At 71.2% G+C, this 24,008-nt stretch carries 25 protein-coding genes and 3 pseudogenes; 16 read left to right on the top strand and 12 right to left on the bottom strand.

What is annotated here, in order from left to right; genetic code table 11:
- Positions 1–5: 5 nt before the first annotated feature.
- Positions 6–401 (bottom strand): molybdopterin-binding protein, encoded by a 396-nt coding sequence (locus tag BIV25_RS42795; RefSeq protein WP_071377990.1) that lies wholly within the window; start codon positions 399–401, stop codon positions 6–8.
- 127 nt (positions 402–528) lie between these two features.
- Between BIV25_RS42795 and BIV25_RS42790 the strand changes: the two genes are divergently transcribed.
- Positions 529–1,122, top strand: coding sequence for a DUF1707 domain-containing protein (locus tag BIV25_RS42790; protein ID WP_071377989.1), 594 nt, complete (start codon positions 529–531; stop codon positions 1,120–1,122).
- 39 nt (positions 1,123–1,161) lie between these two features.
- Here the strand turns inward: BIV25_RS42790 and BIV25_RS42785 are convergent, their stop codons facing one another.
- Together BIV25_RS42785 and BIV25_RS42780 are read right to left on the bottom strand one after the other, a co-directional pair.
- Complete coding sequence (locus BIV25_RS42785; RefSeq protein ID WP_071377988.1) at positions 1,162–3,117, bottom strand: APC family permease; 1,956 nt, start codon at positions 3,115–3,117, stop codon at positions 1,162–1,164.
- A 362-nt stretch (positions 3,118–3,479) separates the two neighbouring features.
- Complete coding sequence (locus BIV25_RS42780; protein WP_071377987.1) at positions 3,480–4,010, bottom strand: universal stress protein; 531 nt, start codon at positions 4,008–4,010, stop codon at positions 3,480–3,482.
- A gap of 240 nt (positions 4,011–4,250) precedes the next feature.
- Here BIV25_RS42780 and BIV25_RS48620 point away from each other — a divergent pair.
- The 4 genes and pseudogenes from BIV25_RS48620 to BIV25_RS42760 all read left to right on the top strand — a co-directional run.
- Positions 4,251–4,861, top strand: a pseudogene (locus BIV25_RS48620) (family 43 glycosylhydrolase); the annotation flags it as partial.
- A gap of 209 nt (positions 4,862–5,070) precedes the next feature.
- Positions 5,071–6,220, top strand: a pseudogene (locus tag BIV25_RS42775) (extracellular solute-binding protein).
- Positions 6,217–7,062, top strand: a pseudogene (locus tag BIV25_RS42765) (carbohydrate ABC transporter permease). The pseudogenes BIV25_RS42775 and BIV25_RS42765 overlap by 4 nt, the downstream one beginning before the upstream one ends.
- Before the next feature lie 32 nt (positions 7,063–7,094).
- Entirely contained in the window at positions 7,095–8,138 is a 1,044-nt protein-coding gene (locus BIV25_RS42760) for an endo-1,4-beta-xylanase (protein ID WP_071377984.1), read from the top strand.
- A 100-nt stretch (positions 8,139–8,238) separates the two neighbouring features.
- Here the strand turns inward: BIV25_RS42760 and BIV25_RS42755 are convergent, their stop codons facing one another.
- Positions 8,239–8,445, bottom strand: a complete 207-nt coding sequence (locus BIV25_RS42755) for a DUF5999 family protein (RefSeq protein ID WP_071377983.1) — start codon at positions 8,443–8,445, stop codon at positions 8,239–8,241.
- 336 nt (positions 8,446–8,781) lie between these two features.
- Positions 8,782–9,381 (bottom strand): hypothetical protein, encoded by a 600-nt coding sequence (locus BIV25_RS42750; protein WP_071377982.1) that lies wholly within the window; start codon positions 9,379–9,381, stop codon positions 8,782–8,784.
- Positions 9,382–9,952: 571 nt separating this feature from the next.
- Between BIV25_RS42750 and BIV25_RS42745 the strand changes: the two genes are divergently transcribed.
- Together BIV25_RS42745 and BIV25_RS42740 are read left to right on the top strand one after the other, a co-directional pair.
- Positions 9,953–11,491: a glutamate--cysteine ligase gene (locus tag BIV25_RS42745; protein WP_071377981.1), complete on the top strand. Its 1,539-nt coding sequence runs from the start codon at positions 9,953–9,955 to the stop codon at positions 11,489–11,491.
- Positions 11,492–11,630: 139 nt separating this feature from the next.
- On the top strand, positions 11,631–12,431 hold the full coding sequence (locus BIV25_RS42740) for a CPBP family intramembrane glutamic endopeptidase (protein ID WP_071377980.1): 801 nt from the start codon (positions 11,631–11,633) through the stop codon (positions 12,429–12,431).
- A gap of 7 nt (positions 12,432–12,438) precedes the next feature.
- Here the strand turns inward: BIV25_RS42740 and BIV25_RS42735 are convergent, their stop codons facing one another.
- A complete protein-coding gene (locus tag BIV25_RS42735; protein ID WP_071377979.1) occupies positions 12,439–13,251 on the bottom strand; it encodes a PhzF family phenazine biosynthesis protein in 813 nt (270 codons plus the stop codon).
- Between the two features lie 120 nt (positions 13,252–13,371).
- On the opposite strand from BIV25_RS42735, the gene BIV25_RS42730 reads away from it, so the two are divergent.
- Positions 13,372–13,806, top strand: a complete 435-nt coding sequence (locus tag BIV25_RS42730; RefSeq protein ID WP_071377978.1) for a VOC family protein — start codon at positions 13,372–13,374, stop codon at positions 13,804–13,806.
- 22 nt (positions 13,807–13,828) lie between these two features.
- Here BIV25_RS42730 and BIV25_RS42725 read toward each other — a convergent pair whose 3' ends face one another.
- Positions 13,829–14,215, bottom strand: a complete 387-nt coding sequence (locus BIV25_RS42725) for a hypothetical protein (protein ID WP_177235630.1) — start codon at positions 14,213–14,215, stop codon at positions 13,829–13,831.
- Between the two features lie 69 nt (positions 14,216–14,284).
- Here BIV25_RS42725 and BIV25_RS42720 point away from each other — a divergent pair, with 69 nt between their 5' ends.
- Entirely contained in the window at positions 14,285–14,899 is a 615-nt protein-coding gene (locus BIV25_RS42720; RefSeq protein WP_071377977.1) for a TetR/AcrR family transcriptional regulator, read from the top strand.
- 29 nt (positions 14,900–14,928) lie between these two features.
- Here BIV25_RS42720 and BIV25_RS42715 read toward each other — a convergent pair whose 3' ends face one another.
- Entirely contained in the window at positions 14,929–15,843 is a 915-nt protein-coding gene (locus BIV25_RS42715) for an NAD(P)-dependent oxidoreductase (RefSeq protein WP_071377976.1), read from the bottom strand.
- 59 nt (positions 15,844–15,902) lie between these two features.
- Between BIV25_RS42715 and BIV25_RS42710 the strand changes: the two genes are divergently transcribed.
- Positions 15,903–16,277: a MerR family transcriptional regulator gene (locus tag BIV25_RS42710; protein ID WP_071377975.1), complete on the top strand. Its 375-nt coding sequence runs from the start codon at positions 15,903–15,905 to the stop codon at positions 16,275–16,277.
- An 83-nt stretch (positions 16,278–16,360) separates the two neighbouring features.
- Here the strand turns inward: BIV25_RS42710 and BIV25_RS42705 are convergent, their stop codons facing one another.
- A complete protein-coding gene (locus BIV25_RS42705; protein WP_071377974.1) occupies positions 16,361–16,789 on the bottom strand; it encodes a VOC family protein in 429 nt (142 codons plus the stop codon).
- 41 nt (positions 16,790–16,830) lie between these two features.
- Here BIV25_RS42705 and BIV25_RS42700 point away from each other — a divergent pair, with 41 nt between their 5' ends.
- From BIV25_RS42700 to BIV25_RS48605, 3 genes are all read left to right on the top strand, one after another.
- Positions 16,831–17,268 (top strand): GNAT family N-acetyltransferase, encoded by a 438-nt coding sequence (locus BIV25_RS42700; protein ID WP_071377973.1) that lies wholly within the window; start codon positions 16,831–16,833, stop codon positions 17,266–17,268.
- 211 nt (positions 17,269–17,479) lie between these two features.
- Positions 17,480–17,800, top strand: a complete 321-nt coding sequence (locus BIV25_RS42695; RefSeq protein ID WP_071377972.1) for a hypothetical protein — start codon at positions 17,480–17,482, stop codon at positions 17,798–17,800.
- 664 nt (positions 17,801–18,464) lie between these two features.
- A complete protein-coding gene (locus BIV25_RS48605) occupies positions 18,465–19,091 on the top strand; it encodes a PadR family transcriptional regulator (protein ID WP_079177243.1) in 627 nt (208 codons plus the stop codon).
- Between the two features lie 56 nt (positions 19,092–19,147).
- Here the strand turns inward: BIV25_RS48605 and BIV25_RS42685 are convergent, their stop codons facing one another.
- Both BIV25_RS42685 and BIV25_RS49965 read right to left on the bottom strand, forming a co-directional pair.
- A complete protein-coding gene (locus BIV25_RS42685) occupies positions 19,148–19,576 on the bottom strand; it encodes an SRPBCC family protein (protein WP_071377970.1) in 429 nt (142 codons plus the stop codon).
- A 138-nt stretch (positions 19,577–19,714) separates the two neighbouring features.
- Entirely contained in the window at positions 19,715–19,909 is a 195-nt protein-coding gene (locus BIV25_RS49965; RefSeq protein ID WP_177235623.1) for a hypothetical protein, read from the bottom strand.
- A 220-nt stretch (positions 19,910–20,129) separates the two neighbouring features.
- Between BIV25_RS49965 and BIV25_RS42675 the strand changes: the two genes are divergently transcribed.
- The 3 genes from BIV25_RS42675 (at position 20,130) to BIV25_RS42665 (ending at position 22,987) form a co-directional block, all read left to right on the top strand.
- Positions 20,130–20,717, top strand: coding sequence for a Clp protease N-terminal domain-containing protein (locus BIV25_RS42675; protein ID WP_256257139.1), 588 nt, complete (start codon positions 20,130–20,132; stop codon positions 20,715–20,717).
- 111 nt (positions 20,718–20,828) lie between these two features.
- A complete protein-coding gene (locus BIV25_RS42670) occupies positions 20,829–21,833 on the top strand; it encodes a DMT family transporter (RefSeq protein WP_071377968.1) in 1,005 nt (334 codons plus the stop codon).
- A 191-nt stretch (positions 21,834–22,024) separates the two neighbouring features.
- Positions 22,025–22,987: an EamA family transporter gene (locus BIV25_RS42665; protein ID WP_071377967.1), complete on the top strand. Its 963-nt coding sequence runs from the start codon at positions 22,025–22,027 to the stop codon at positions 22,985–22,987.
- Between the two features lie 275 nt (positions 22,988–23,262).
- On the opposite strand, the gene BIV25_RS42660 is transcribed toward BIV25_RS42665, so the two are convergent.
- On the bottom strand, positions 23,263–23,943 hold the full coding sequence (locus tag BIV25_RS42660; RefSeq protein ID WP_071377966.1) for a pyridoxamine 5'-phosphate oxidase family protein: 681 nt from the start codon (positions 23,941–23,943) through the stop codon (positions 23,263–23,265).
- Positions 23,944–24,008: the final 65 nt, after the last annotated feature.

Raw genomic sequence — 24,008 nt, 5'->3', positions numbered from 1 at the left:
CCGGGTCAGACGCGGTCGATGTGCACGTTGGTGGACTTCACGCGCGCGGTGGCCTCCATGCCGACCTCCAGGCCCAGTTCCTCGACGGCCTCCCGGGTCAGCAGGGACACCAGCCGGTGCGGGCCCGCCTGGATCTCGACCTGGGCGGCGACGTCGCCGAGCTTGATCGCGGTGACGATGCCGGGGAAGGCGTTGCGGACGGAGGTGTAGGAAGCGTCCTCCTCGCCGCCGGCCGCCTTGGCCAGTTCGACCGAGAACGCGGCGAGGGCGCGGCCGTCGATGAGCCGGCGCCCGGCCTCGTCGCGATGGGTGGCCACCCGGCCCGCGTCGGCCCAGCGGCGGGCGGTGTCCGGGCTCACGCCGAGCAGCCGCGCCGCCTGGCCGATCGTGTAGGACTGCATGCCGGTCACCCTAGGGCCCACCGCCGGGAACCATGGACGTGGGGTTGGCCGTCAGGTATAACGCGATATAACGTTAGTTCTCGATGGTGACGGCTCCGTGCGGAGCCCGCTGAAACGGGGTGAGGGGATGACTGCCGACATGGTGGACGCGGACGTGCCGGACGGGCTGCGGGCCTCGCACGCGGACCGCGACCGGGTGGTGGAGGCGCTCGCCGCCGCCGCGGGGGAGGGCCGGCTCACCCACGAGGAGCTGGACGAGCGCGTGGCGGCGGCGCTGGCCGCCCGCACGCTCGGGCAGCTGGCCGTGCTCACCGCCGACCTGCCGGTGGAGGCCGCCGCCGCCGCGGCACCGGCGGCGGCCAAGGACGTCGTCCGGATCGAGCAGCAGTACGCCTCGGCCATCCGCGACGGCCGCTGGATCGTGCCGCGCCGGCTGGAGATCGTGTGCGCCTGGGGAAACGTGACCCTGGACTTCTCCGACGCCGTGCTCACGCACGACACCCTCGACATCGACCTGGGCCTGTGCGGCGGCACCCTGCGCCTGATCACCCGGCCCGGCATGGTCGTCGACACGGACTCGCTGGCGCTCTATCACAGCAAGGCCAGGGTCCGCCCGGCCCGCGGTGCCGAGGTGCCGGTCGTGCTCAGAGTGGGGATAGGCGGGCAGATCAGCATGGGGAAGGTGGACGTACGGCCGCCCCGGCGGTGGTTCGGGAAGTAGCGCCGGGCCGCTCGGGCCCGGCGCCGTCCGCTCCTGGACTCAGCCGGTGTGCACGCGCGGCCGGCGTTCCCGGTTCGGTTCCGCCTCGCGCAGCACCTCGCGGGTGACCGGGGCGACCTCGCCCTGGCCGAAGAGGAAGAAGCGCAGGAAGTTGGCGAACGGACTGCCCTCGGTCCACTCGAAGTAGATGTGCGGCGTGCAGCCCGTCATGTCGCGGACGTTGAGCAGGAGCGCGGCCAGGGCGTTCGGGATGGACGCGGACTCCAGGGTCAGCACCCGGTAGCGGTCGTGCAGCACCTCGCCGCGCACGGCCAGGCCGGCCTCGAACTCGGACGGGTCGGTGACCGTCACCTCGACGAAGACGAAGTCCTCCTGCTCCGGCATGTCGTTGTCGGCGCGGATCTGCTCGATCTTTTCGCGGTACTCGGCCTTGTCCCGGTGCCCGGGCTCGTTGGCGATGAACCGCATCTTGCGGCTGGCCATGTCCCGGATGAATCGTTCGGCCAGCGGATCGAACGTCACGCTGGTCACGCGCAGCTCGAAGGCGCGGGCCAGCCGGGACAGCAGCGAGACCAGGATGATGCCGACGATGAAGCAGGCACCGATCTTCACACCGTCCGGCCGCTCGATGACGTTCACGACGGTCGTGTAGATGAAGACCACCGCGATCACGCCGAACCCGATGGTCCACTTGCGCTGCCCGGCCTTGCGCGCCGCGATGGTCACGGCGATCGCCGCGGAGGTGATGAGCACCAGCACACCGGTGGCGTAGGCGCCGCCCTGCGCGTCGACGTTGGCGTCGAAGAGCCAGGTGACCAGGAAGGCGATCAGGGTGAACACGATGACCATCGGGCGCACCGCGCGGGCCCAGTGGGGGGCCATGCCGTAGCGGGGCAGATAGCGCGGCATCAGGTTCAGCAGACCGGCCATGGCGGAGGCGCCGGCGAACCACAGGATGGCGATGGTCGAGACGTCGTAGACGGTGCCGAAGGCGCCGCCGAGGTACTCGTGCGCGAGGTAGGCGAGCGCACGTCCGTTGGCCTGGCCGCCGGTCTTGAACTCCTTCTCCGGGATGAGCAGCGTGGTGATGAAGCTGGAGGTGATCAGGAAGCCGCTCATGATGATCGCGGCGGTGGTCAGCAGCTTCTTCGTGTCCCGGATCCGGCCGGTCGGCTTCTCCTCGGTGTCGTCCGGGTCGCCCTGGACGTGCGGCATGACGGCGACGCCGGTCTCGAACCCGGAGAGGCCGAGCGCGAGTTTGGGGAAGACGAGCAGCGCGAGGCCGATCATCACGAAGATGTTGCCGTGCTGCACGGTCAGCGCGTTGGACCAGTCGGTGATCACATGGCCCGCGGTGATGACGTGGTAGAGGCCGACGATCACGACGACGACGTTCAGCGCGAGGTAGACGCCGACCAGTGCCGTCGCGACGCCGATCGCCTCCAGGAAGCCCTTGAGGAAGACCGCGCCGAGCAGGGCGACCAGGAACAGCGTGATGATCATCTGGTGGCCGTGCAGGACACTCGTCAGATGCGGGTTCTCCACCAGGTGGGTCGAGGCGTCGGCGGCGGAGAGCGTGATGGTGATCAGGAAGTCGGTGGCGGCGAAGCCGAGCAGCGTGAGCACGAAGAGCTTGCCCTGCCAGAAGGACAGCAGCCGCTCCAGCATGGCGATCGAACCCTCGCCGTGCGGGGACTCCTCGGCGACCCGGCGGTACACCGGAAGCGCGCCGGCCAGCGTCACGATGACGAGGACGATGGTCGCGATCGGCCCGAGCAGACCGGCCGCGAGGGCCGCGATGCCCGGCTGGTAGCCGAGGGTGGAGAAGTAGTCGACACCGGTCAGACACATCACCCGCCACCAGCGCTGGCCCTTGTGCGGGGGCTCCGGCTCGGCGTGGGGACCCGTGTGGCCACCGGGCTTGCCCATGTCGGACAGCCCCTCCAGCATCCAGGTGCGCAATCGACTGGAAGGAGGGTGTTCGGTCGTGGCCATCGGCGTGCTCCTGTGTGCGGCTCAGCTCTTTCCGGCCATCACGCGGACGGCCGCACCAGCGTATGCAGAGAGTGACGTCTGGGCCTATGGATCTCGGCACGGTGGGCGTCAAGCTTGCGTTAAGAATGACCGGCGGCCGCCCCGGTCGCATCAACGGCGGAGCCGGGAGCGGTGTGGCCTGGGCCACGATCCCGCCGGTGGCGTGCCCGCGGGCGGTGCGGTGCCCTCACCCGGCGTCATGGCTTGACAGTCCGTTCACGGCGGCAGAACGCTCTCCTGACGTCCTCACGGTCGGTGTCGGCCGCGCGGCGGCACGGCCCGCGACCACGGTGCGTGACCATGGTCGGCGTGCCGGGCCGCTCCTAGAGCCGGCGGAGGTCCATGCGCAGATGCCATGTGTTCCGCCGGTGGACCGACAGCAGCTGGGACTGGAGCGGGGAGGGGGGTACGGCGAGGACCGGGCAGACGGCGTGCGCGAGGCAGTGCCGGGAGACCCGGCCGGAGAAGGCGTGGTGCAGTCCGCGGCGCCCCGCGCCGACGACCAGGACGTCGTCCTCGCGGTCCGCGGTCGCGACCAGCGCCGGGCCCGGTGGTCCGCGGACGACGACCGCGTGGATCGGCACCCCCGGGCCGTCCCCGCCGAAGATCTCCTCCAGCACCGCGACCAGCCGCTGCCGGGCCAGCCGCTGCCACTCCTCGACCGCCAGACCGCCGGCGGGGGAGCGCCGGGCGGCGGGGTCACCGCCCGGCGGCTCCCAGGCCAGCACGGTCCACAGTTCGGCGCCCAGCCGCCGGGCCAGCGCGGTGGCCCGGCGCAGGGCCGTGACGCTGCCCAGGGAGCCGCTCACGCCGACCACCACCCGAGCCACTGCCGAGGTGTCGTAACCGGACATCGCTCCACCGCTCCTCGCGCCCTGGCGGGCGACGCCCGGGTGACGCGTGCGGACGTGGCCGCCTGCAAGGCCCTTGCTCCCTTCCATCCCACCCCCGCGCGGAGGATTCGACCAGCCGGGGCGCATACCACTCTCCCGTTCCTCCGCCGCAACGCGTCTCGCCGCTGAGTTCGGTACCTCGATCGAAACTTTCGAGCACGCTGGAGGGCGGGGGGCGAGCCATGCGGACCTACCGCCGGCGTCGGTGCCGGCGGCACCTTCCGCGTCACCGCCGAGCGCCCCGAAGGCCCCTGGCCGGACCCGGTGTGGATCGGCCTGCCCGGCATCGACCCCGACTGGAGTGCCCGCTGCCGATGTGGTCGGGCACCGGCCACGGCGACCTGGTCCGAGCCGCTGACGGCAGCTGGTGGATGGTGCTGCTCGGCACCCGGCCGCGCGTCTGGTTCCCGGAGTTCCACGTCCTCGGCCGGGACACCTTCCTGATGCCGGTGGAGTGGGTCGGCGCCTGGCCCCGGTTGGGGCCGGTGGGGGAGCGCCATCCGGGGCCGGCCGCCTGGCGCCCCTCGAACGGCCGCCGGTGCGCGACGACTTCACCGCCCCGTCGCCGGTGCCGTAGTGGATCTCCCCGCACCGCCGGCCCGCGCGGTCCTGGTCCCTCACCCGGCGGCCCGGGCGGCTCACCGGGGACAGCCTCGACCGCCCCGGTACACCTTCGTCGGCCGCCGCCGGCAGCACCGCGACTGCCGGGCCGGGCGGGCCTGCCGGTCCGGCTGGACGAGGGACACCACTGCGACCTGGAGGTGGCCGGCGGCACGGCGGCCGTGCTCGCCCGGATCGGCCCGGTGCGCCAGTGGGAGGTGTCGTCCGGATCTTCCGGCCGGTGCGGGGTCCGGCATGCACTCCTCCGGCGGGGACCCCTGAACGGCACCCCTTCGTGCACGACACCTTGACGCTCCCGACAGGCCTTTCTAGAGTCGCGGTCCGGAACGTTCGGTATTTTGCACGAATGTTTCGAATCCCTCGACCCGCCGGGATGCGGTGAACCTCGAAGGAGCACACGATGGGCGACCCTGCACTGTCCCGCCGCGGCCTTCTCGCGGCCTCCCTCGGCACCGGACTCGGGATGACCGTTCTCAGCGGCTGCGGCTGCGGCTGCGGCGGCGGCTCGGACGGAGGGTCGCCCTCCGGGGCGACCACGATCGAGTGGTGGAACATCTCGACCACGGATCCCGCGGAGAGCGTCTGGGCGAACCTGGCCCAGAAGTTCGAGGCGCAGAACCCCAAGGTCAAGATCAAGATCGTTCAACTGGAGAACGACCGCACCGAACCGTGGGCCGACGCCATGCTGTCCGTGGCGAAGCAGCCGTACCTCCTCGACAGCAAGGTGTACGGCATCCCGTTCGACATCGGCATGGTCGGTTTCTGGTGCAACAGGGCGCTCTTCAGAAAGGCCGGCATCGCCGAGCCCCCGACCACATGGACCGCCTTCCCGGACGACGTGAAGAAGCTGAAGTCCGCCGGGGTCGACGCCCCGCAACAGGCCGACGACAAGAAGGACTTCGGCGATGCCGGAGTCGTCCGGGCCGGCCGGCACCTGAAGGACCTCGTGCACCTCCAGCCGTTCCAGAAGGGGTTACTCGGCGCCGCCTACTCCACTCCGACCGGGCAGGCCGCTGCCGTCGGCAACGGCAAGGCGGCCATGGAGCTCATGGGCTAGTGGGCGCCCAGCACGGAGAAGTCCGCCGGCAAGGGGATCGGGGCGGACCTCGGCCGCTTCCCGTTCCCCGAGGTCGAGGGCGGCGCCGGAAGGATCACCGAGGTGTTCGGCGGGGGCGGCGGGCACGCCGTGCGCTCGGGCGCCCCGCAGGCCGCCGTGGACTTCCTGAAGTTCTTCGCCGCCGAGACCACCGACCGGGAACCGGTGCTGGCCGGACTCCAGTCCGTCCCGGCCGAGTCGACCGAAGCCGCGATCGCCGACGGCGCGAATCCGTGGCAGCGCTTCCGGCACGGGCGGCCCCGACCACCACTCCGAGACGATGGCCGTGACCCTGTTCCAGTACGGCTTCAAGCGCTGCCAGGTCGGCTACGCCGGCGCGATCAGCGTGGTCATGTTCGGCATCGGCCTCGTCTTCGCCCTCGCCTACCAGCGGTTCGTCCTGCGCCACGACCTGGAAGGGGCCACCACGAACATGAGGGGAGCCGGCGCATGAGCCGCGCGACACCCGGGAAGGCCGGCCGCAGGGGCCGCACCCTGCCGCTGCACGTGGTGCTGGTCGCGGTCGGCGCGGTCATGGCCGTACCGCTTCTACGCACTGCTCTCCGGCTTCGGGTCCACCGACCAGCTCTCGCGCGACCCGGTGGGCCTGCCGCACCCGTGGGTCTTCCCCGACTACGGGGACATCCTGACGTCGGGCTCCTTCTGGCGGCTGGTCGGCAACAGCACGTTCATCGCGGTCGGTACGACGGTGATCGTCGTCGCGGTCTCCGCGCTCGCCGCGCTCTCCTTCGCGCGGTTCGCCTTCCGCGCCCGGGAGTTGCTGTTCATGCTGTTCACGATGGGGCTGATGTTCCCGTTCGCGGTGGCCGCGCTGCCGCTGTTCCAGCTGCTGCGCTCCATGGGACTGCTGGACGACCCGCTGGGAGTGATCCTGCCGCAGGCCGCGTTCGGGCTGCCGATGACCATCGTCATCCTGCGCGGCTTCTTCCGGCAGATCCCCGGCGAACTGGAGGAGGCGGCCACGCTCGACGCCTGCGGACCGCTCGGCTTCTTCTGGCGGGTGCTGCTCCCGTGGCCCGGCCCGCGCTCGGCACGGTCTCGGTCCTGGCCGTCGTCACCAGCTGGAACAACTTCTTCCCGCCGCTGCTGGTGTTCACGGACAGCACCTGGTGGACCATCCCGGTCGGCGTGCAGCAGTTCCAGGGCCAGTACGCCACCGACACCGCACGGGTCTTCGCCTACCTCGTGCTCGCCATGGTCCCCGCGCTCGCCTTCTACTCCGTCGCCGGGCGCCAGCTCGTCGGCGGCCTCACCGCCGGCGCCACCAAGCGCTGAGCACCCCTCTTCCCACAGATCGGAGCCGCACCATGCCCCAGACACGGCTGAGACTCGCCGGCGCCCTCGCGGCCGTCCTCGTCGCCGCCGGCGTCGTCACCGGCCCCGCCGCCCAGGCCCACGACCGGCAGCCCACGCTCGCCGATCTCGCCCGGCGCCACGGCCGGTACTTCGGCAGCGCCACCGACAACCCCGAACTCACCGACAGCGCCTACACGAAGATCCTCGGCAGCGAGTTCGACATGATCACACCGGGCAACGGCATGAAGTGGTACGCCACCGAACCCCGGCAGGGCGCCTTCGACTGGACCGCCGGCGACCAGATCGTGAACCTGGCCCGCGAGAACCACCAGCAGGTCCGTGCCCACACCCTGGTCTGGCACAGCCAGCTGCCGGACTGGCTCACCTCGAAGCAGTGGACGGCCGACGCACTGCGGGCCGTGCTGAAGCGGCACATCACCACCGAGGTGCAGCACTACCGGGGCGAGGTGTACTCCTGGGACGTCGTCAACGAGGCCTTCAACGACGACGGCAGCTACCGCGAGAGCCTCTGGTACAAGACGCTCGGCCCCGGATACATCGCCGACGCGCTGCGCTGGGCCCACGAGGCCGACCCGCACGCCAGGCTGTACCTCAACGACTACAACACCGAGGCGACCGGCCCGAAGAGCGACGCCTACTACGCGCTCGCCAAGAACCTCAAGGCCGCAGGCGTCCCGCTCGACGGCATAGGGTTCCAGACCCATCTGGCGCTCCAGTACGGATATCCCACCACGATCGAGGACAACCTGAGCCGCTTCTCCGCCCTGGGCCTGGACACCGCGCTCACCGAGGTCGACGTACGGATGCAGCTGCCCGCGACCGGCGCGAAGCTGGCCGAACAGGCCGACTGGTACCGGCAGTTGACACAGGCCTGCCTGGCCGTGCGTCGGTGTGCGGGCATCACCGTCTGGGACTACACGGACAAGTACTCCTGGATCCCGGCGGTCTTCCCCGGCGAGGGCGCCGCCCTGCCCTGGGACGAGCAGCTGAACCCCAAACCGGCGTACCAGGCACTGCGGGAGGCGCTGAGCTAGCGCCCGGGCACGGTCCGTAGCCGCCCCTGGACACACGTCGGGGCCGGTGCGCACCTCGTACGGTGCGGCCGGCCCCGCAGGTCCTTCGCGCGCCCTCCGCTCAGGCGGCGGTCATCACATGCTCCGCACCCAGCGGGCGGTGCGGGGCGATGATCCGGCCGTCGGGCAGCAGCTCACCGGTGTCCTCGAAGAGCAGGACGCCGTTGCACAGCAGACTCCAGCCCTGCTCGGGATGGTGCGCCACGAGACGGGCGGATTCCCGGTCGGCGGACTCTGCTGTCGGACACGGCGGCTGGTGCTGGCACATGGGTGGGTTCTCTCGCTCTGTCGTGGTCATGGCCGTCCCCCGTGGTGATAAGTCGGTCGGAACCCAGTGTTGCCCTCCGGGCGTCATTCCGCAGGGATTTCGCGGCACCGCTTCTCACAGGTTCATGACGCGTCACCCGGCCGGACGGTTCAGTCCAAGTGCACTGTCCCTTTGGGTGGTTCGCAGTGGTCGGATGGGGCTAGTCCATGCAGGCCAAGCCCCTGACCTGGGGCCCTGGTACGGGCGTCCGGCACGAGGGGGCCCGGGCGTCGGTAGGGGCGCCGGCATGGGTGTGCCCCGCCGCCGGGGAGGCGGCGGGGCACACGGCAGCTCCGGTCAGGCGGGCGAGCCGAGCACGGGCGGGCCGAGGAGTGGGAGCGGGGTCGCGCGATGCGTCAGCACCGGAAGCAGTTCGGCCACCCGGAACGGGCGGTGCGCCGATATGCCGGGCGGGGCCGGGGCGAGGGGCACGAGCAGATCGGTGCCGACCGGGTGCCCCTCGGCGCCGTCGGCGGTGGTGTCGCCGTGCAGCCACAGCGTGAGCATGTACAGCCCGGGGACGGACAGCAGCCGCGCCTGGTACGGCTGTTGCAGCGCCTCCGACTGCTGCATCGCGCGCTCGGTGGAGGGGACGTAGGGGCCCTCGAAGAAGTGCGAGAAGGCCCAGCCGTCCGGGGTGAGCATGGTGTCGGCGGCGGCCACCGCCTTGTCGCCGCAGCGGATCAGGAAGCGCCAGCCGGCCAGTCGGGTCGCGGACAGGCCCTGCGGCGTGATCCGGTCCAGCACATGGACGGGAAGCGGGAGTTCGGGTGTCGCCGGGCCCTGTGCGGCGCGCAGGGACGGGGTGCGGGCCTCGCGGACGGCGGTGGGGGAACCGAGGGCGGCGAGGACGGAACGCAGGGCGGGCGCGGGAGCGGGGGGCACGTGCAGCGGCATGGTGGGTCGCCTCTCTCATTCGACAGGCGCGGCGGCGCGAGGAGGGTGGGGCGGACGGCGCTGTCTGCTCACGGAAAAGGCCGGAAGGGTGGTGGCCCGGGTCGGTGAACGTGGGTGCGGCTCGGTCTGCCTCCCGTGACCGCGACGGCAGGAACATGGCAGGAACCACGACCGAGGGCGTCAACCTTCTGCCTTGTGGGCGAAGTTTATACGACGCGTGTTCGGCCGTTGTTTCGTCTATCCCATTCCGGTGAACCGCGCAAGACTCCAATACGCCATCGGTATGCGGGAATCCTCCCGATTCCCCGACTGGTCCGCCTCGCTGACCTCGGAATACGCGTCGGGAGCGGTCGGCCGAATGTCGTCGGCGTTTTTCACGAGATGTGCTGGGTACTCGGCTGGACGGGCTGCTGCATGCCCAGTGAAAATGCCTCTGGGAACAATCCGACAGAGTAGCGTGCGCCGGGTCCGCGCGGGGCGTTATCGATCGCTTCCGCTGGGCATCATCCCCCCTGCACCCGGGAGCCCGGCGGCCGTAACGTCGGTCCGCCCACCGAGGAGGGACGCTTCGATGGGGGAGAAGGTCGTGGCGGGGCAGTTCGACCTGTCCGATCGCCAGCGCTACCGCGAAAAGCTCCAGAAGTGCCTGATGGGACTGGAGCGGCTGTTGGTGGAGAAGCGATTCGACCGACCCAAGAACCTCATGGGCGTCGAGATCGAATTGAATCTCGCCGGCGCCGACGGTATGCCGAAAATGTTGAACGGTCAGGTGCTGGAACGCATCGCGAGCCGCGATTTCCAAACAGAACTCGCCATGTTCAACCTGGAAGTCAACATAGCCCCACACCGACTCGGCGGCCGGGTATTCGACCGGCTCGCCGAGGAACTGCGCACGTCGCTCGCCTACGCCGACCGCAAGGCCCGCGAGGTGGACGCCGGCATCGTCATGATCGGCATCCTGCCCACGCTCGGCCCGGACGACCTGGTCTCCGCCAACCTCTCCGAGGTCGACCGCTACACCCTGCTCAACGACCAGATCGTGGCCGCGCGCGGGGAGGACTTCCGCCTCGACATCGAGGGCGTGGAACACCTCGTCCGTACGGCGAAGTCGATCGTCCCCGAGGCCGCCTGCACCTCCGTACAGCTGCACCTCCAGGTCACCCCGGGCCGGTTCGCCGACGTGTGGAACGCCGCGCAGGTGGCGTGTGCCCCGCAGATCGCCGTCGGCGCCAACTCGCCCTTCCTGTTCGGGCACGAGCTGTGGCGCGAGTCCCGTCCGCCGCTGTTCCTCCAGTCCACCGACACCCGCCCGCCCGAACTCCAGGCACAGGGCGTACGGCCGCGGACCTGGTTCGGCGAGCGCTGGATCACCTCCGCGCACGAACTGTTCGCCGAGAACCTGCGCTTCTTCCCGGCCCTGCTGCCCCTGTGCGACGACGAGGAACCGCTGGAGGTCGTCGCCGCCGGCGGCACGCCCGGCCTCGCGGAACTCGTGCTGCACAACGGCACGATCTACCGCTGGAACCGGCCGGTGTACGGCATCGCCGACGGCGTACCGCACCTGAGGGTGGAGAACCGGGTGCTGCCCGCCGGGCCCACCGTCATCGACGTGATCGCCAACGCGGCCTTCTACTACGGCCTGGTGCGCTCCCTCGCCGAGGAGAGCCGGCCGGTGTGGACCCGGCTGCCCTTCGCCGCGGCCGAGGCCAACTTCGACGCCGCGTGCCGCCACGGCATCGACGCGCGGTTCGTGTGGCCGCGGCGCGGGCGCTACGGCGGCACGGCCGAGGTCGACGCGGTCACCCTGGTCCGCGACGAGCTGCTGCCGCTGGCCTCCGCCGGACTGGACGCGTGGGGGGTGGAGGCCGCCGACCGGGACCTCTACCTGGGCGTCATCGAGGAGCGCTGCCGGCGCCGGGTGAACGGGGCGTCCTGGCAGGCGGCCACCTTCCACCGGGCCCTCGAACAGGGCCTGACCCGCGAGGCGGCACTGGCCGCGACGACACGCCGCTATGCCGAGCTGATGCTCGCGGGGGAGCCGGTGCACATGTGGCCGGTGGGACTACCCGAACCGGTCGCTCCGCTGGGGCTGGGGGCTGAGCTGGGCTGAGCTGGGTCGGGCTGATGAGGTCGGGCGCAGTGCGCGGCGTCGTACCGGTGCACCGCCCTCACCGTCCTCACATCTCCTTCTGCGATCCTTGCCGGGCGAAAGGTGGGCCCGCGGGCCCGTGAGCCGGCGGGAGGCAGGGGTGCAGGTGGAGGCTGACGCGGTGGCCGATTCCGGGGCGCGGCGGCGCGACCCGCGGCGGATCCAGCGGGACGAGACGCTGCTCGTGCTCGCGCTGTCGCTGGGCGCGAGCGGGGTCTCCGCGCTGATCAGCTTCATCGGCTCGGTGACCAAGCCGGGCGGCCTGAAGGACCAGGCGGCCACCATGAACGCGTCGGCCGCCCCGGGCCGCCCCTGGCTGGACCTCACCTGGCAGCTCTTCGGCATCGCGACCGCCCTGGTCCCCGTCGCCCTGGTCGCCCATCTGCTGCTGCGCGAGGGCGCCGGCCTGCGCACGCTGGGCTTCGACCGCACCAGGCCGTGGCCCGACCTCGGCCGGGGCGCCGGCATCGCGGCGGTGATCGGCAGCACCGGCATCGCCTTCTACCTGGCCGCCCGCGGCCTCGGCTTCAACCTCACGGTCATCCCCGAGGCGCTGCCGAACGTGTGGTGGAAGTACCCCGTGCTGATCCTGTCCGCCGTGCAGAACGCGGTCCTCGAAGAGGTCATCGTCGTCGGCTATCTGCTGCGCAGGCTCGGCCAGTTGGGCTGGTCCGCGGGGACCGCGCTGGTGGCCAGCGCGGTCCTGCGCGGCTCGTACCACCTCTACCAGGGCGTCGGCGGCTTCGTCGGCAACATGGTGATGGGCGTGGTGTTCGTCTGCCTGTACCGCCGCTGGAGGCGGGTCGGTCCGCTGGTCGTGGCCCATTCCCTGCTCGACATCGGCGCGTTCGTCGGCTACGCCCTGCTCGCGCACAGGGTGTCCTGGCTGCCCACGGGCTGACCGCGCGTCAGGCGTGCAGCTCGCCCTCGAAGACGGTGACCGCGCGGCCGATGAGCAGCGTGCGTTCGCCGCGCAGCCCGGTGCGGACGAGACCGGTGCGGCGGGAGGCCTGGAGCCCCGTGAGGTCGTCACGGCCCAGCCGGGCGGACCAGTGCGGGGCGAGCGCGGTGTGGGCGGAGCCGGTGACCGGGTCCTCGTCGATACCGACGTCCGGGAAGAAACAGCGCGAGACGAAGTCGTAGCCCCGGGCGGGGTCCTCGGCGCGAGCCGTGGCGATGACGCCCCGTGCGGAGCAGCCGGCCAGAGCCCTGTGGTCCGGGGTAAGCTCCAGCACCGTTTTCTCGTCGGCCAGTTCCACCAGCAGGTCACCGACGTTCGCGCCGGTGTCGAAGGTGGCGACCGGCTCGGCGCCGAGCGCGGCGGCGATGCCGGCCGGGGCCTCGACCCGGGTGAGCGGGGCGGTCGGGAAGTCGAGGGTGATCGAGCCGTCCGCGGCGGGCGTCGCCACGAGCACGCCGCTGCGGGTGGCGAACCGCGCGGGGCCCGGGTGGGCGCCGGTGGTGTGCAGGACGTGGGCCGTGGCGAGCGTGGCGTGCCCGCACATCGCGACCTCCGTGACGGGCGTGAACCAGCGCAGCGCCCAGTCGGCCTCGCCGCCCTCGGGCAGCCGGTGCGCGAACGCCGTCTCGGCGTGGTTCACCTCCATGGCGACGTTCTGGAGCCAGGTGTCGTCCGGGAAGGCGTCGTCCAGGAGCAGGACCCCGGCCGGGTTGCCGGTGAAGGGGCGGTCGGTGAAGGCGTCCACGATTCGGAGGTGCATGAGCCCGACGCTAGCGGCCGCACCGGGCCCCGGCCCAAGGCCAATTCACGAGTCCTGGCACGATTCGCCGGTCGCCGCCCCAGGGTCGCGGTGACCAGCACGCGCCGCTAGGGTGTGCCGATGGCGTCGATCAAGAAGTTCCAAGTCACCTTCGACTGCGCGGAACCCGAGCGCGTCGCTCGCTTCTGGTGCGAGGTGCTGGGATACGTCGCACCGCCGCCGCCGGAGGGTTTCGCCACGTGGGACGACTTCCGTCGCACGCTGCCCCCTGAGGAGCAGGGCGCATGGTTCGCCTGCAGCGACCCCTCGGGTGTGGGTCCACGCCTGTTCTTCCAGCGCGTCCCCGAGGGCAAGGTCGTCAAGAACCGGGTCCATCTCGACGTGCGGGCCGGCACCGGGCTCGTGGGCGAAGAACGCCTCGCCGTCCTCGAGGCCGAATGCGCGCGACTCGTCGCGCTCGGCGCGGTGCGCGTGCAACTGCTGCCGGCCGATGACGAGAACGAGTCGTGCATCGTGATGCAGGACATCGAGGGCAACGAATTCTGCCTCGACTGAGGGGATCCGGCGAGGCGACCTTTCAGACCGGATCGGCGGCGACCAGCAGGGCGGCGAACACGAGGGGGGCCGCCGTCTGGTACCCCATCCAGACTTCGCCCCCCGCGCTGCCGCCGCACCACGCCGTCAGGAGCCCGGCCAGGGCCGTCAGCACCCAGCCGCTGTCGTAGGCGATCATGAGGTGCGTGTACGTGCGCATCGACCGACTGCGCGTGTATCCGATCTCGATGCCCCCGCCGATCAGCAGGGCCACGCCCGAGACGACCATCAGCCAGCCGGGCGCGCCCAGTAACTGGCCGAGCGGGCCGGCACCGGCGATGTAGACGGCGGCGAGCAGCACCTTGAAGCCGCCGTCGGCGATGGCCCCCACCGTCCGGCGGGTCACCCGCGCTGCCACGACCTGGTCCATGAGCGTCCCCCTCGGAACTCGTTTCCGTTGGATCCGTAACGAGATTACGGCAATAATCAAACTATGAGAATGACGAGAGCGGAGGCGAAGGAACGCAACCGCCGCGCCTTGCTGGATGCCGCGTTCCAGGTCGTCTCCCGGGACGGGTACCGGGCCAGGCTCGATGAGATCGCCGACCGCGCCGACCTGACCACCGGCGCCATCTACTCACTGTTCGGGAGCAAGAACGGCCTGGTGGTCGCTCTGGTCGCCGACTACCTGCGGCCGTACTACGAGGAGATCGAGCAGGCCGTTCCGGCTGGACTCGATCTGCAGGAAGCGGTCGACGCCTTTGCCCGGTACTACCGGCGCAGTTGTGACGCCCCGGACGCGCTGTCCCGCCTGTCGCTCCAGATCACCCTGCTGGACATGGCCCTGCACGACCCGGACCTGAGGGCCCGGCTCGCCACGTCCGTCCGGGCGCAGGAGAACCATCTGATCGCGCTGTTCACCGGAAGGTCGCACAACGGAAGCGTGGTGACGTCGCACCAGGCACAACGCCTGACCACCGCGCTCAGGGCGCTGTTCGTCGGCCTCGGCCAGGGCGTCCCCCTCGGCCTTGCCCCTGGCGCCGACGAGCAGTACTTCGCCGACACCGCCCGCGCTCTGGTGTCCGGGATGTCCCTCATCGCTGCGACTGAATGAAGTCGAAGCGGTCGGGGCCCAGTGGATCCTCAGGCGTCAGGCTTCTCAGGGCCGGCCGTGTGGAGAACGCTCGTCAGACGTGCAAGCCCCTCCGGCCCGTAGCCGTCCGCGACGGCGCGGTCGATGATGCCTCGGGCCGCGGTGAGCATTCCCACGTCGATTCCGTGGCCGGCGGCGGTGTTGATGATGTGTGTGATCCCGGATGCCGCGGAGGCGATCGTGGACCGGTCCCCGGGATAGCGGCCGCTCCGGATCTGCTGGGCGAAACGCTGGATCATCTCCGGGAGGAGTCCGCCGATGCCGGTGGCGAAGGCCGCGAACCGTTCGGGCGCGATGCCCTCGGCCGACGCGAGAGCGAAGGCGTGCGCAATGCCGTTGACCGAGGTGGCGAAGATGTCCAGGAGCGCGACCTCGTAGGCGGACGCCAGGCCGGGGTCGTCCCCGAGGTGCACCGTGGTGCCGCCCGTCGCGGCCATGGTCTCCTGAACGGCCTCGTGGACATCATGGGCGCCGCTGAAGAGGACGGTGGCGGACGGAGTGCCCATCGCCGGTGTCGGAGTCAGGATGGCGCCGTCCAGGTAGCCGATCCCGTGCGAAGAAGCCCACCGCGACATCTGGCGGGCCTGGGCCGGTTCTCCGCTGGTGAGGTTGACCAGGTACCGGTTCCCCCACCCCGTCGGCGAGGATTCGAGCGTGGCCCGCACCGCGTCGTAGTCGATCAGGCAAGTGATGATCACCTGCCCGGCCGCCACCGCCTCCCGGACCGAGTCGGCGGTCGCCACCCCTCGGCCGAGGAGGTCTCCGGCCCTCCCGGGCGTGCGGTTCCACACGGTCACCGGATGGCGGGCCGTGAGGAAGGCGGAGGCCAGGGCGCGACCCATCGGGCCGAGGCCGAGGACGGTGACGGGCGTGAGGCGGGTGTTCTCGTCAGAGGTTTCGATCATGTCTCGAACGCTAAACCTTCACATTGACGTCAAGGTCAAGCGCTGTTGGACTGTTCCTCATGAGGATCGGTGAACTGTCACGACGCACCGGCGTGAGCCAGCGCTCCCTGCGCTATTACGAAGAGCAGGGGCTGCTCACCCCGACACGCCTGCCGAACGGATACCGCGACTACGACGAACACACCGTCACCACCGTGCGACGCATCCAGGTCCTGCTCTCCGCGGGACTCGGCACATCCACCGTCGCAGAGATCCTTCCCTGCGCCGTCGACGACAGCGTCGTCCTGTCCGGGCGGTGCCCGGAACTCATCGACGGCCTGGCGAAAGAGCGCCGCCGGATCAACGCGGCGATCCACGACCTGATCACCGCTCGCGACATCCTCGACTCCCTCATCGGACGCCCCCTGTACGCCCGGGCCGTCCCTGCGCGCTGAAGCCGAGGGGCATCCACACCGCCGGACGGGCCGTCTGATGCCGGCGGGGTGTGGTCGAGCGGGTGGTTCCGGTCCGCGGCTGCTCAGTCGATGCAGAACTCGTTGCCCTCGATGTCCTGCATCGGGATGCACGAGTCATTGCCGTCATACAGCGTTTGTACGTGTACGGCGCCGAGCGGGACCAGCCGTGCGCATTCGGCCTCGAGTGCGGCGAGGCGCTCTGCCCCCACGAGTCCGGTGCCGACCCGCACGTCGAGATGCACCCGGTTCTTGGCGGCCTTCCCCTCGGGGACGCGCTGGAAGTACAGCCGCGGGCCGACCCCGGAGGGATCACTGCAGGCGAACCATGAATCCCGCTGCTCAGGTGGCTGCGAGTCCTTGAAGTCGTCCCACGTGGCAAACCCCTCGGGCGGCGGCGGTACGACGTACCCCAACACCTCGCACCAGAAACGGGCCAGGCGCTCGGGTTCCGCGCAGTCGAAGGTGACTTGGAACTTCTTGATCGACGTCATGGGTCCACCGTATGGGCGCGCGTCGACGACAGGGTCCCTGCATGAACGTTCGTGTCGAGATCATCAGAGAACCGAGCAGGGATCTCGTCGACGCCTTCGACAGGCTGCTGCCGCAGCTGTCCTCGACGGCAAAGCCTTTCGACCACGAAGCGGTGCACCGGACGGTGAGCTGCAACGCCAGCACCGTGCTCGTCGCCCGGACGTCCGAGGCGATCGTCGGCACTCTGACTCTGGTGATGTCGCCGCTGCCGTCCGGATTGCGGGCCCGCATCGAAGACGTGGTCGTCGACAGCACGGCGCGAGGTCAGGGAGTCGCCGGCCTTCTCATCGAGGAGGCTGTGCGGATCGCCCGCGAGGCCGGCGCCCGGACGCTGGATCTCACCTCCCGGCCGGATCGCGCGGCAGCGAACCGGCTCTATGAGCGTCTCGGGTTCCGTACCAGGCAGTCGACCGTCTACCGTTTCCCGCTCGACCGGTAGAGGACGCCGTCCTCGCAGGGCCGTGGATCTGCTGAAGCTCAGCGAGATCGCCACTCGGCAGCGGTAGTTGGGCGGGGTCGGGCACCAGCGTGTCCCGGCGTCGATGTGCCCTGGCCGACATGGCGGAGGATCACAACGAAGTTGGTGCTTCAGAGACGGGGGCGACCTGAGCGCCGCCTCGGACCATGTGAGCCGTGCCGGGACGCCTCGCATGTCCTTCGGCCCTCGGACTTCCGCCGAGCACGACGGCCAGGCCGTGGCCAACGACTACGACTACGACTACGACTACGACTACGACTACGACAGCCTTGCCGAGGCGTACGCGGCCGAGAGCGAGTCCGACCTCCACAACGGCTGCTGCGCGCGGCCCGCGATCCTTGACCTGGCTGGTGACGTGGCCGGGCGCAGGATCCCTGGCGTCGGGTGCGGCGCCGGCCCCGTGTTCGAGGCGCTGCGCGAGCGCGGTGCCGTCGTGACCGGCGTCGAACCCGGTACCAGGCTGCTGGAGTTGGGCCCGGCAGCGGCTCGGTGAGGACGCGGCCCCACGTCAGGCCGGCCTGGGCGGCGCTCCGCTGCCGTTCCCCGACGGCCGCGTTCGACGAGGCCATCGCATGCCTGGTCTCCTGTGTACTACCTGGAAGCCCGGAACACGCCGCTGGCCGGACTGCGCCGTGTACCGGCGCCCGGCGGCCGACCCATCGTGGCCGTCAGCCTCCCTTCGTCCACCGCCTGAGGCCGGGGAGCATGTGGCTGAGGCGACTGGTATCCGGGTTCAAGCCGCTCGAAGCGCGGCCTCTGGACGCGGCACCACGGCATCGGGCGCCCTCGCCGGGCCTTGACCCGATGTCTCAGGCAGGATGCGGCACAGCCACGGCGATCTCGCGCACCCGGTCCTCCGCGATCCCGGAGCGTCGATGAAGGGTCGCCTGCCGACCGGTCGCGTGTGGGCGTTGGTCTTCAGTTGGTGGTGCCCTCGGAACAGAGCGCGCGCTTGGTGCTGAGCCAGCCGAAGTACGGCCTCTCGGCCTCTCGGCCTCTCGGCCTTCCCGTGTTCCACATCGCAAGGGCCCGGGCGAGCCTGGCGAGCTGTCACGAGAAGGGCATTGCCATGCGATCGGTTCCGATATATCGTTGAGGCATCGCGAACGATACGCGATGCAGACGTGACAGATCATCGATGGAATGGAGTGATGGCGATGCGCAGCCACGGATACGAGCACGGGCATCGGCACGAGGGCCACGGGTACCGGGGCCTCGGTGGATTCGAGGGGCGGCGGGCCGCGTTCGGGCCCTTCGGGCCGGGTGGGCCGGGGTTCGGTCCCGGTGGGCCCGGTTTCGGCCCCGGTCCCTGGGGGCCCCGCGGACGAGGTGGCCCGAGGGGGCGGGCGCGGCGCGGCGACGTACGCGCCTCGATCCTGGCCCTCCTGAAGGACCGGCCGATGCACGGCTACGAGATGATCCAGGAGATCGCCGAACGCAGCGGCGGCGCGTGGAAGCCCAGCCCCGGCTCGGTGTACCCCACGCTCCAGCTGCTGGAGGACGAGGGTCTGATCGCCAGCGAGAGCGAGGGTGGCAAGAAGCTGTTCGCGCTCACCGGTGACGGGCGTTCCGTCGCCGACGAGGGCCCGGACGCCCCGTGGGAAGAGGCCTCGCGCGGGGTCGACTGGGAGGCCCTCGGTGAGATCCGGCAGGCCGGCTTCGGTCTGATGGAGGCCTTCAGCCAGGTTTGGAAGACCGGCAGCAAGGAGCAGCGTGAGAAGGCGCTGGCCGTCATCAACGAAGCCCGCAAGAAGCTGTACCTGATCCTCGCCGACGAGCACTGACCCGTACCGAAGGCGCCCCGTGGACCGTCCGCGGGGCGTCTTCGTGGGTCCGCGCCTCAGGCCACCAGTCCGGCCAGCTTGCGCAGGGACTCGTTGAGCGCGGCCGTCGCCGAGTCCTTGAGCTTGCCCGCCATGAGGGAGACGGCGGCGCCCGTGAACTCGCCGTCGATACGGACCACAGTGGCCTCGCCCTGCGGGGTGAGCGTGTAACGCGTTGCGACGGTCACGGCCATGGGCCCCTTGCCGCGTATGGCGAGCACCCGGGCGGGCTCCAGCTCCTCGACGGTCCACTCGACCTCCGCCGGGAAGCCCATCAGCTTCATGTTCTCCTGGAAGGTCCCGCCCACCGCCAGGGTCTCCGGTCCGCCCTTGGGGAAGCTGGTGTGGGTCGCGTTCCACTCCCCGTACGCCGACCAGTCGGTGAGCTGCGCCCATACCTTCTCGGCCTGCGCCTCCATGCGTGCCTCAGCGCTGACTTCGGCCATGCGACCACCCCTTCGTGTCGGGCTACGGTGTCGCGGAACGTAGCTGCAGGGGCCGCAATGTTCAATACTGATGAACCGTCAGGAATGGTGGGGAAATGGTGACATGGAAGGTGAAAGGCAGACGGTGAGGCGGTTGCCTCAGCCGATCCGCCGGATCAGTGCCGCGTCGAACAGGTCCCACGCGTGCGGGAAGGCGCTCTCGTCGTGGCAGTGCCAGGCGTCCCGGAACAGGTCGGCGAGTACGGCGTCGTCCGGGGCGTACACCCGGTAGACGTACTGCTTGCCGTCGACCGCCGGCAGCGCCACGAGCCGGCACTCGGGTGCGCTCTCCATGTACAACGGGGACGAGTGCGGAGGCGTGGCGGTAGCGCCCAGGGTGTACGGCGAGGCGGCGCGCGCGTCCTGCGGGGCGTACCGGCCGGATCTCCGCCAGGTCGGCCGAATCTCCTCCGTAAGGATGAGATTGCGGTCGGCGATGTCCACTCTGTGTGGGACGCGAAGATGGTTCCGCTCGCGGATGACTCGGACCGTAGAGGCTGATGGGGTAGAGGTTGTGCAACCCCGTACTACCCGCGGGAGCGCCCATGACGAGGCGGTTCCGCAGATCGACGACGATGCCGCGCTCGGCGCCGAGCTGGCAGCGGTGGTCGCAGGTGCCCGCCGGAGGGCCGTCCGGGACGGGGACCGGCAGATCGACACCGCCCATCTGCTGCACTCCCTCCTGGAGCACGACCCCGAAGTCCGTGCCGCCGTCGGGGACCCGCAGCGGCTCGCGAGGCTGCTCGGCTACCTCGTGCAGCGCAGCATCGGCTACGGCCTGCGCTGGCAGGGCAGCGTGGAGGACTCCGGCGCCCTCGCCGTCGTACCCGCCCCGGCGGCCCGCGTCCTCGCGCGCGACACCCGCGACGCCCCCGCCTGGTCGCCCGCCGCGGCCGCCGCCATGAGCGGCGCCCGCGAGCGGGCCCGGCGCCGCGGCGAGCTCCGCCCCGCCGGCACCGATCTGCTCGGCGCGCTCGCCGCGGACCCCGGTGCCCGCGCGGTCGAGGTCCTCGAACGCGCCGGCGTCTCCGCACTCGACCTGGGCGCCCGGATCGACGCGGGCGACGAGGAGTACGCGGGCGACGGGGGCGCGAGCTGCTGAACCGCTGAACCCGGAGAGGCCGGAGAGCCGGCCGGTTGTCGGCGGCCGGGCGGTCCGGTCCGTGAGACAGGTGTCAAGGGGCGTGACGCTCATGTCGCCGCCTGTCATCATGTGCCGGTGCAGACGTCTGAAAACAGTCGGGGCAGTCACGGCAAAGGTGCCGGACTGGGTCTCGCGCTCGTGTCGGCGCTGGCCTTCGGCGGGTCCGGGGTGGCCGCGAAACCACTGATCGAGGCGGGACTCGACCCGCTCCACGTGGTGTGGCTGCGGGTCACCGGCGCCACCCTGGTCATGCTGCCGCTCGCCGTACGCCACCGGAGCCTGCCGCGCCGCCGGCCCGCACTGCTCGCCGGGTTCGGACTGCTCGCCGTCGCCGGTGTCCAGGCCTGCTACTTCGCCGCGCTCTCCCGGATCCCCGTGGGCGTGGCACTGCTCGTCGAATACCTGGCCCCGGCCCTGGTGCTGGGCTGGGTGCGGTTCGTCCAGCGGCGGCCGGTGACCCGCGCCGCCGCGCTCGGCGTCGTCCTCGCGGCCGGCGGCCTCGCCTGTGTCGTCGAGGTCTGGTCGGGACTGAGCTTCGACGCGCTCGGCCTGCTGTTCGCGCTCGCCGCCGCCTGCTGCCAGGTCGGCTACTTCGTCCTCGCCGACCAGGGCAGCGACGCGGGCGAGGAGGCCCCGGACCCGCTCGGCGTCATCGCGTACGGCCTGCTCGTCGGCGCCGCTGTGCTGACCGTGGTGGCCCGTCCCTGGAGCATGCGCTGGTCGGTGCTGACCGGCTCCGCGGAGATGAACGGCACCGCCGTACCCGCCGTCGTCCTGCTGGCCTGGATCGTGCTGATCGCCACGGTCGCCGCGTACGTCACCGGGGTGCTCTCGGTGCGGCGGCTGTCGCCGCAGGTCGCCGGGGTCGTCGCCTGCCTGGAGGCGGTGATCGCGACCGTGCTGGCCTGGGTGCTGCTCGGCGAGCACCTCTCGGCGCCGCAGATCGCCGGTGGCCTGGTCGTCCTGGTCGGCGCGTTCATCGCGCAGTCCTCCACCCCGGCCAAGAACTCCGCCGGGCCCGTCGCCTCGGGCGGCCCGGAAAGGGAGTTGTCGGCGCGCCAGACGTCCGCCTAGGGTTCCCGCCATGCCGTCCGCCCTCGTTCTTCCGCCCCCGGCCGCCTGAGGCGGGCCTCCGGGACACCCGCCCGGCGCGTGTGCGCCGGGCCGGACGGTGCTGCCCGCAGACGAAGTCCGCGCGCCCCGCTGAAAGCGGGTCGCCTTCGAACTTCCGCACCCCGTCGGTGCGTTGCTGCGGAGAGACTCTCTTGTCGACGAACCCGAACGCCGCTTCCGGCCTGCCCGTCGGGCGTGGCCTGCTCTGTCTGATCGTCACCGGTGCCGCCTGGGGCACCGCCGGCGCGACCGCCTCTCTGGTCTACCGGACCAGCGACATGGGCGCCCTCGCCCTGTCGTTCTGGCGCTGCGCGCTGGGGCTGCTGTTGCTGCTGGCCGGGCGCGGGCTGCGCTCGAACACCCGGAAGACCCGGCCGGCCCCGGCCGAACCGCCGGCCCGCCGGATGGTCCGGGTCCTCGTCACGGGCCTCGGGCTGGCGGTGTTCCAGACCGCGTACTTCGCCGCCGTGGAGTCGACCGGGCTCGCCGTGGCCACCGTCGTCGCCCTCGGCGCGGGACCCGTGCTCATCGCGCTCGGCGCCCGGCTCCTGCTCGGCGAACTGCTCGGCGCGGGAGGTGTCCTGGCCGTCGGCGGCGCGCTCGCCGGGCTGGCCGTGCTGACCTTCGGCGGCTCGGCCGCGACGGTCCGCCCGGCGGGCGTGCTGCCGGCGCTGCTGTCGGCCGCGGGCTACGCGGTCATGACCCTGCTGACCCGCTGGTGGGGGAGGGGCGGCGCGGTCGATGCCTCCGACACCACCGTCGGGGCCCTCGCGGTGACCGCCCTGTGCCTGCTGCCGTTCGCCCTGCACGAGGGGCTGCTCCCGCACACCGCCCACCCGGCCCGGCTGCTGTGGCTCCTCTGCTACATCGCCGCCGTACCGACCGCTCTCGCATACGCCCTGTACTTCGCCGGAGCGGCCGTCGTACGGTCCGCCACCGTCTCCGTGATCATGCTGCTGGAGCCGGTGACCGCGGCCGTGCTCGCCGTCGCGCTGCTCGGCGAACGACTCACGGCGGCGACCACGGCCGGCACCCTGCTGATGCTCACCGCGGTCACGGGCCTGGCGATGAGCGAGTCACGCGGAGCCGGCCGGCGGGGGTCGATCCCGGTGTGACCGCCGGTCGGAGCGGGTGCGGCCTGCGTGCGGCCGGTCCGCGCGGGGGCGATCCGGGGGGACCGGTTCTGCGTGGGGTCCGTGAGGTGTCGTGGTGTCCCGCTGGTGCTCACTGCGGTTGAGGTTTTGGTGGTGAGCGAGGCCCGCGGCGAAGAGCCGGCGGGGGCCGATCCCGGTGTGGCGGGTCCGCGTGTGACCGGCAGGTGCGGGGCCAGCCTGGGTACGGCCGGCCCTGCGTGGGCAGGCCCGCGTGGGATCCGTGTGGTGGCGCGGCCCTACTGCTTCGTGAGGTAGTCCGGCAGCGCGATGCCGGCGGCCAGGTCGGTGTTGGGGATGGGCGTGTCGTAGCCCTTGCGGAGCGGGACGACGCCGGCCCAGTGCGGCAGGGCGAGGTCCTCGGGCTCGTCGTTCGCGCCGCCGCTGCGGACCTTGGCCGAGACCTCGTCCAGATCCAGTCGGATCACCGCGGTGGCGGCCAGCTCCTTCTTGTTCGCGGGCCGGGAGTCGGCGGCCCGGCCCGGCACGACGTGGTCCACCAGCGCGTCCAGGGCGAGACGCCGCTCCTCGGGGTCGGTTACCTGGTGGGCGATGCCGTGCACCACCACGGAGCGGTAGTTGATCGAGTGGTGGAAGGCGGAGCGGGCCAGCACCAGCCCGTCCACGTGGGTGACCGTGAGGCACACCGGCAGCCCCGGGTCGGCCGCGCCGGACATCCGCAGCGGACGGGAGCCGGTGGACCCGTGGACGTAGAGCCGCTCACCGACCCGGCCGTAGAGCGTCGGCAGCACCACGGGAGCCCCGTCCCGGACGAAGCCGAGGTGGCACACGTACCCCTCGTCGAGTATCGCGTGGACCAGTTCCTTGTCGTACGACGCACGGTCCGCGGAGCGCGTGGGCACGGTGCGGTCGGTCGGGGTGTAGGCGGCGGCCCGGGATTCCTCGGTCGTCCCCTGCATGACGGTCCTCCATGGCGAGCGAGCTGTGACGAGCCGCATTGCGACCCGTATTGCACTAGTGCATA

The organism is Streptomyces sp. MUSC 14, from assembly GCF_001866675.1.
Classification (GTDB): domain Bacteria; phylum Actinomycetota; class Actinomycetes; order Streptomycetales; family Streptomycetaceae; genus Streptomyces.
Note: the sequence above shows the minus strand (reverse complement) of the source record. Positions and strands in the feature narration are given on the sequence as shown.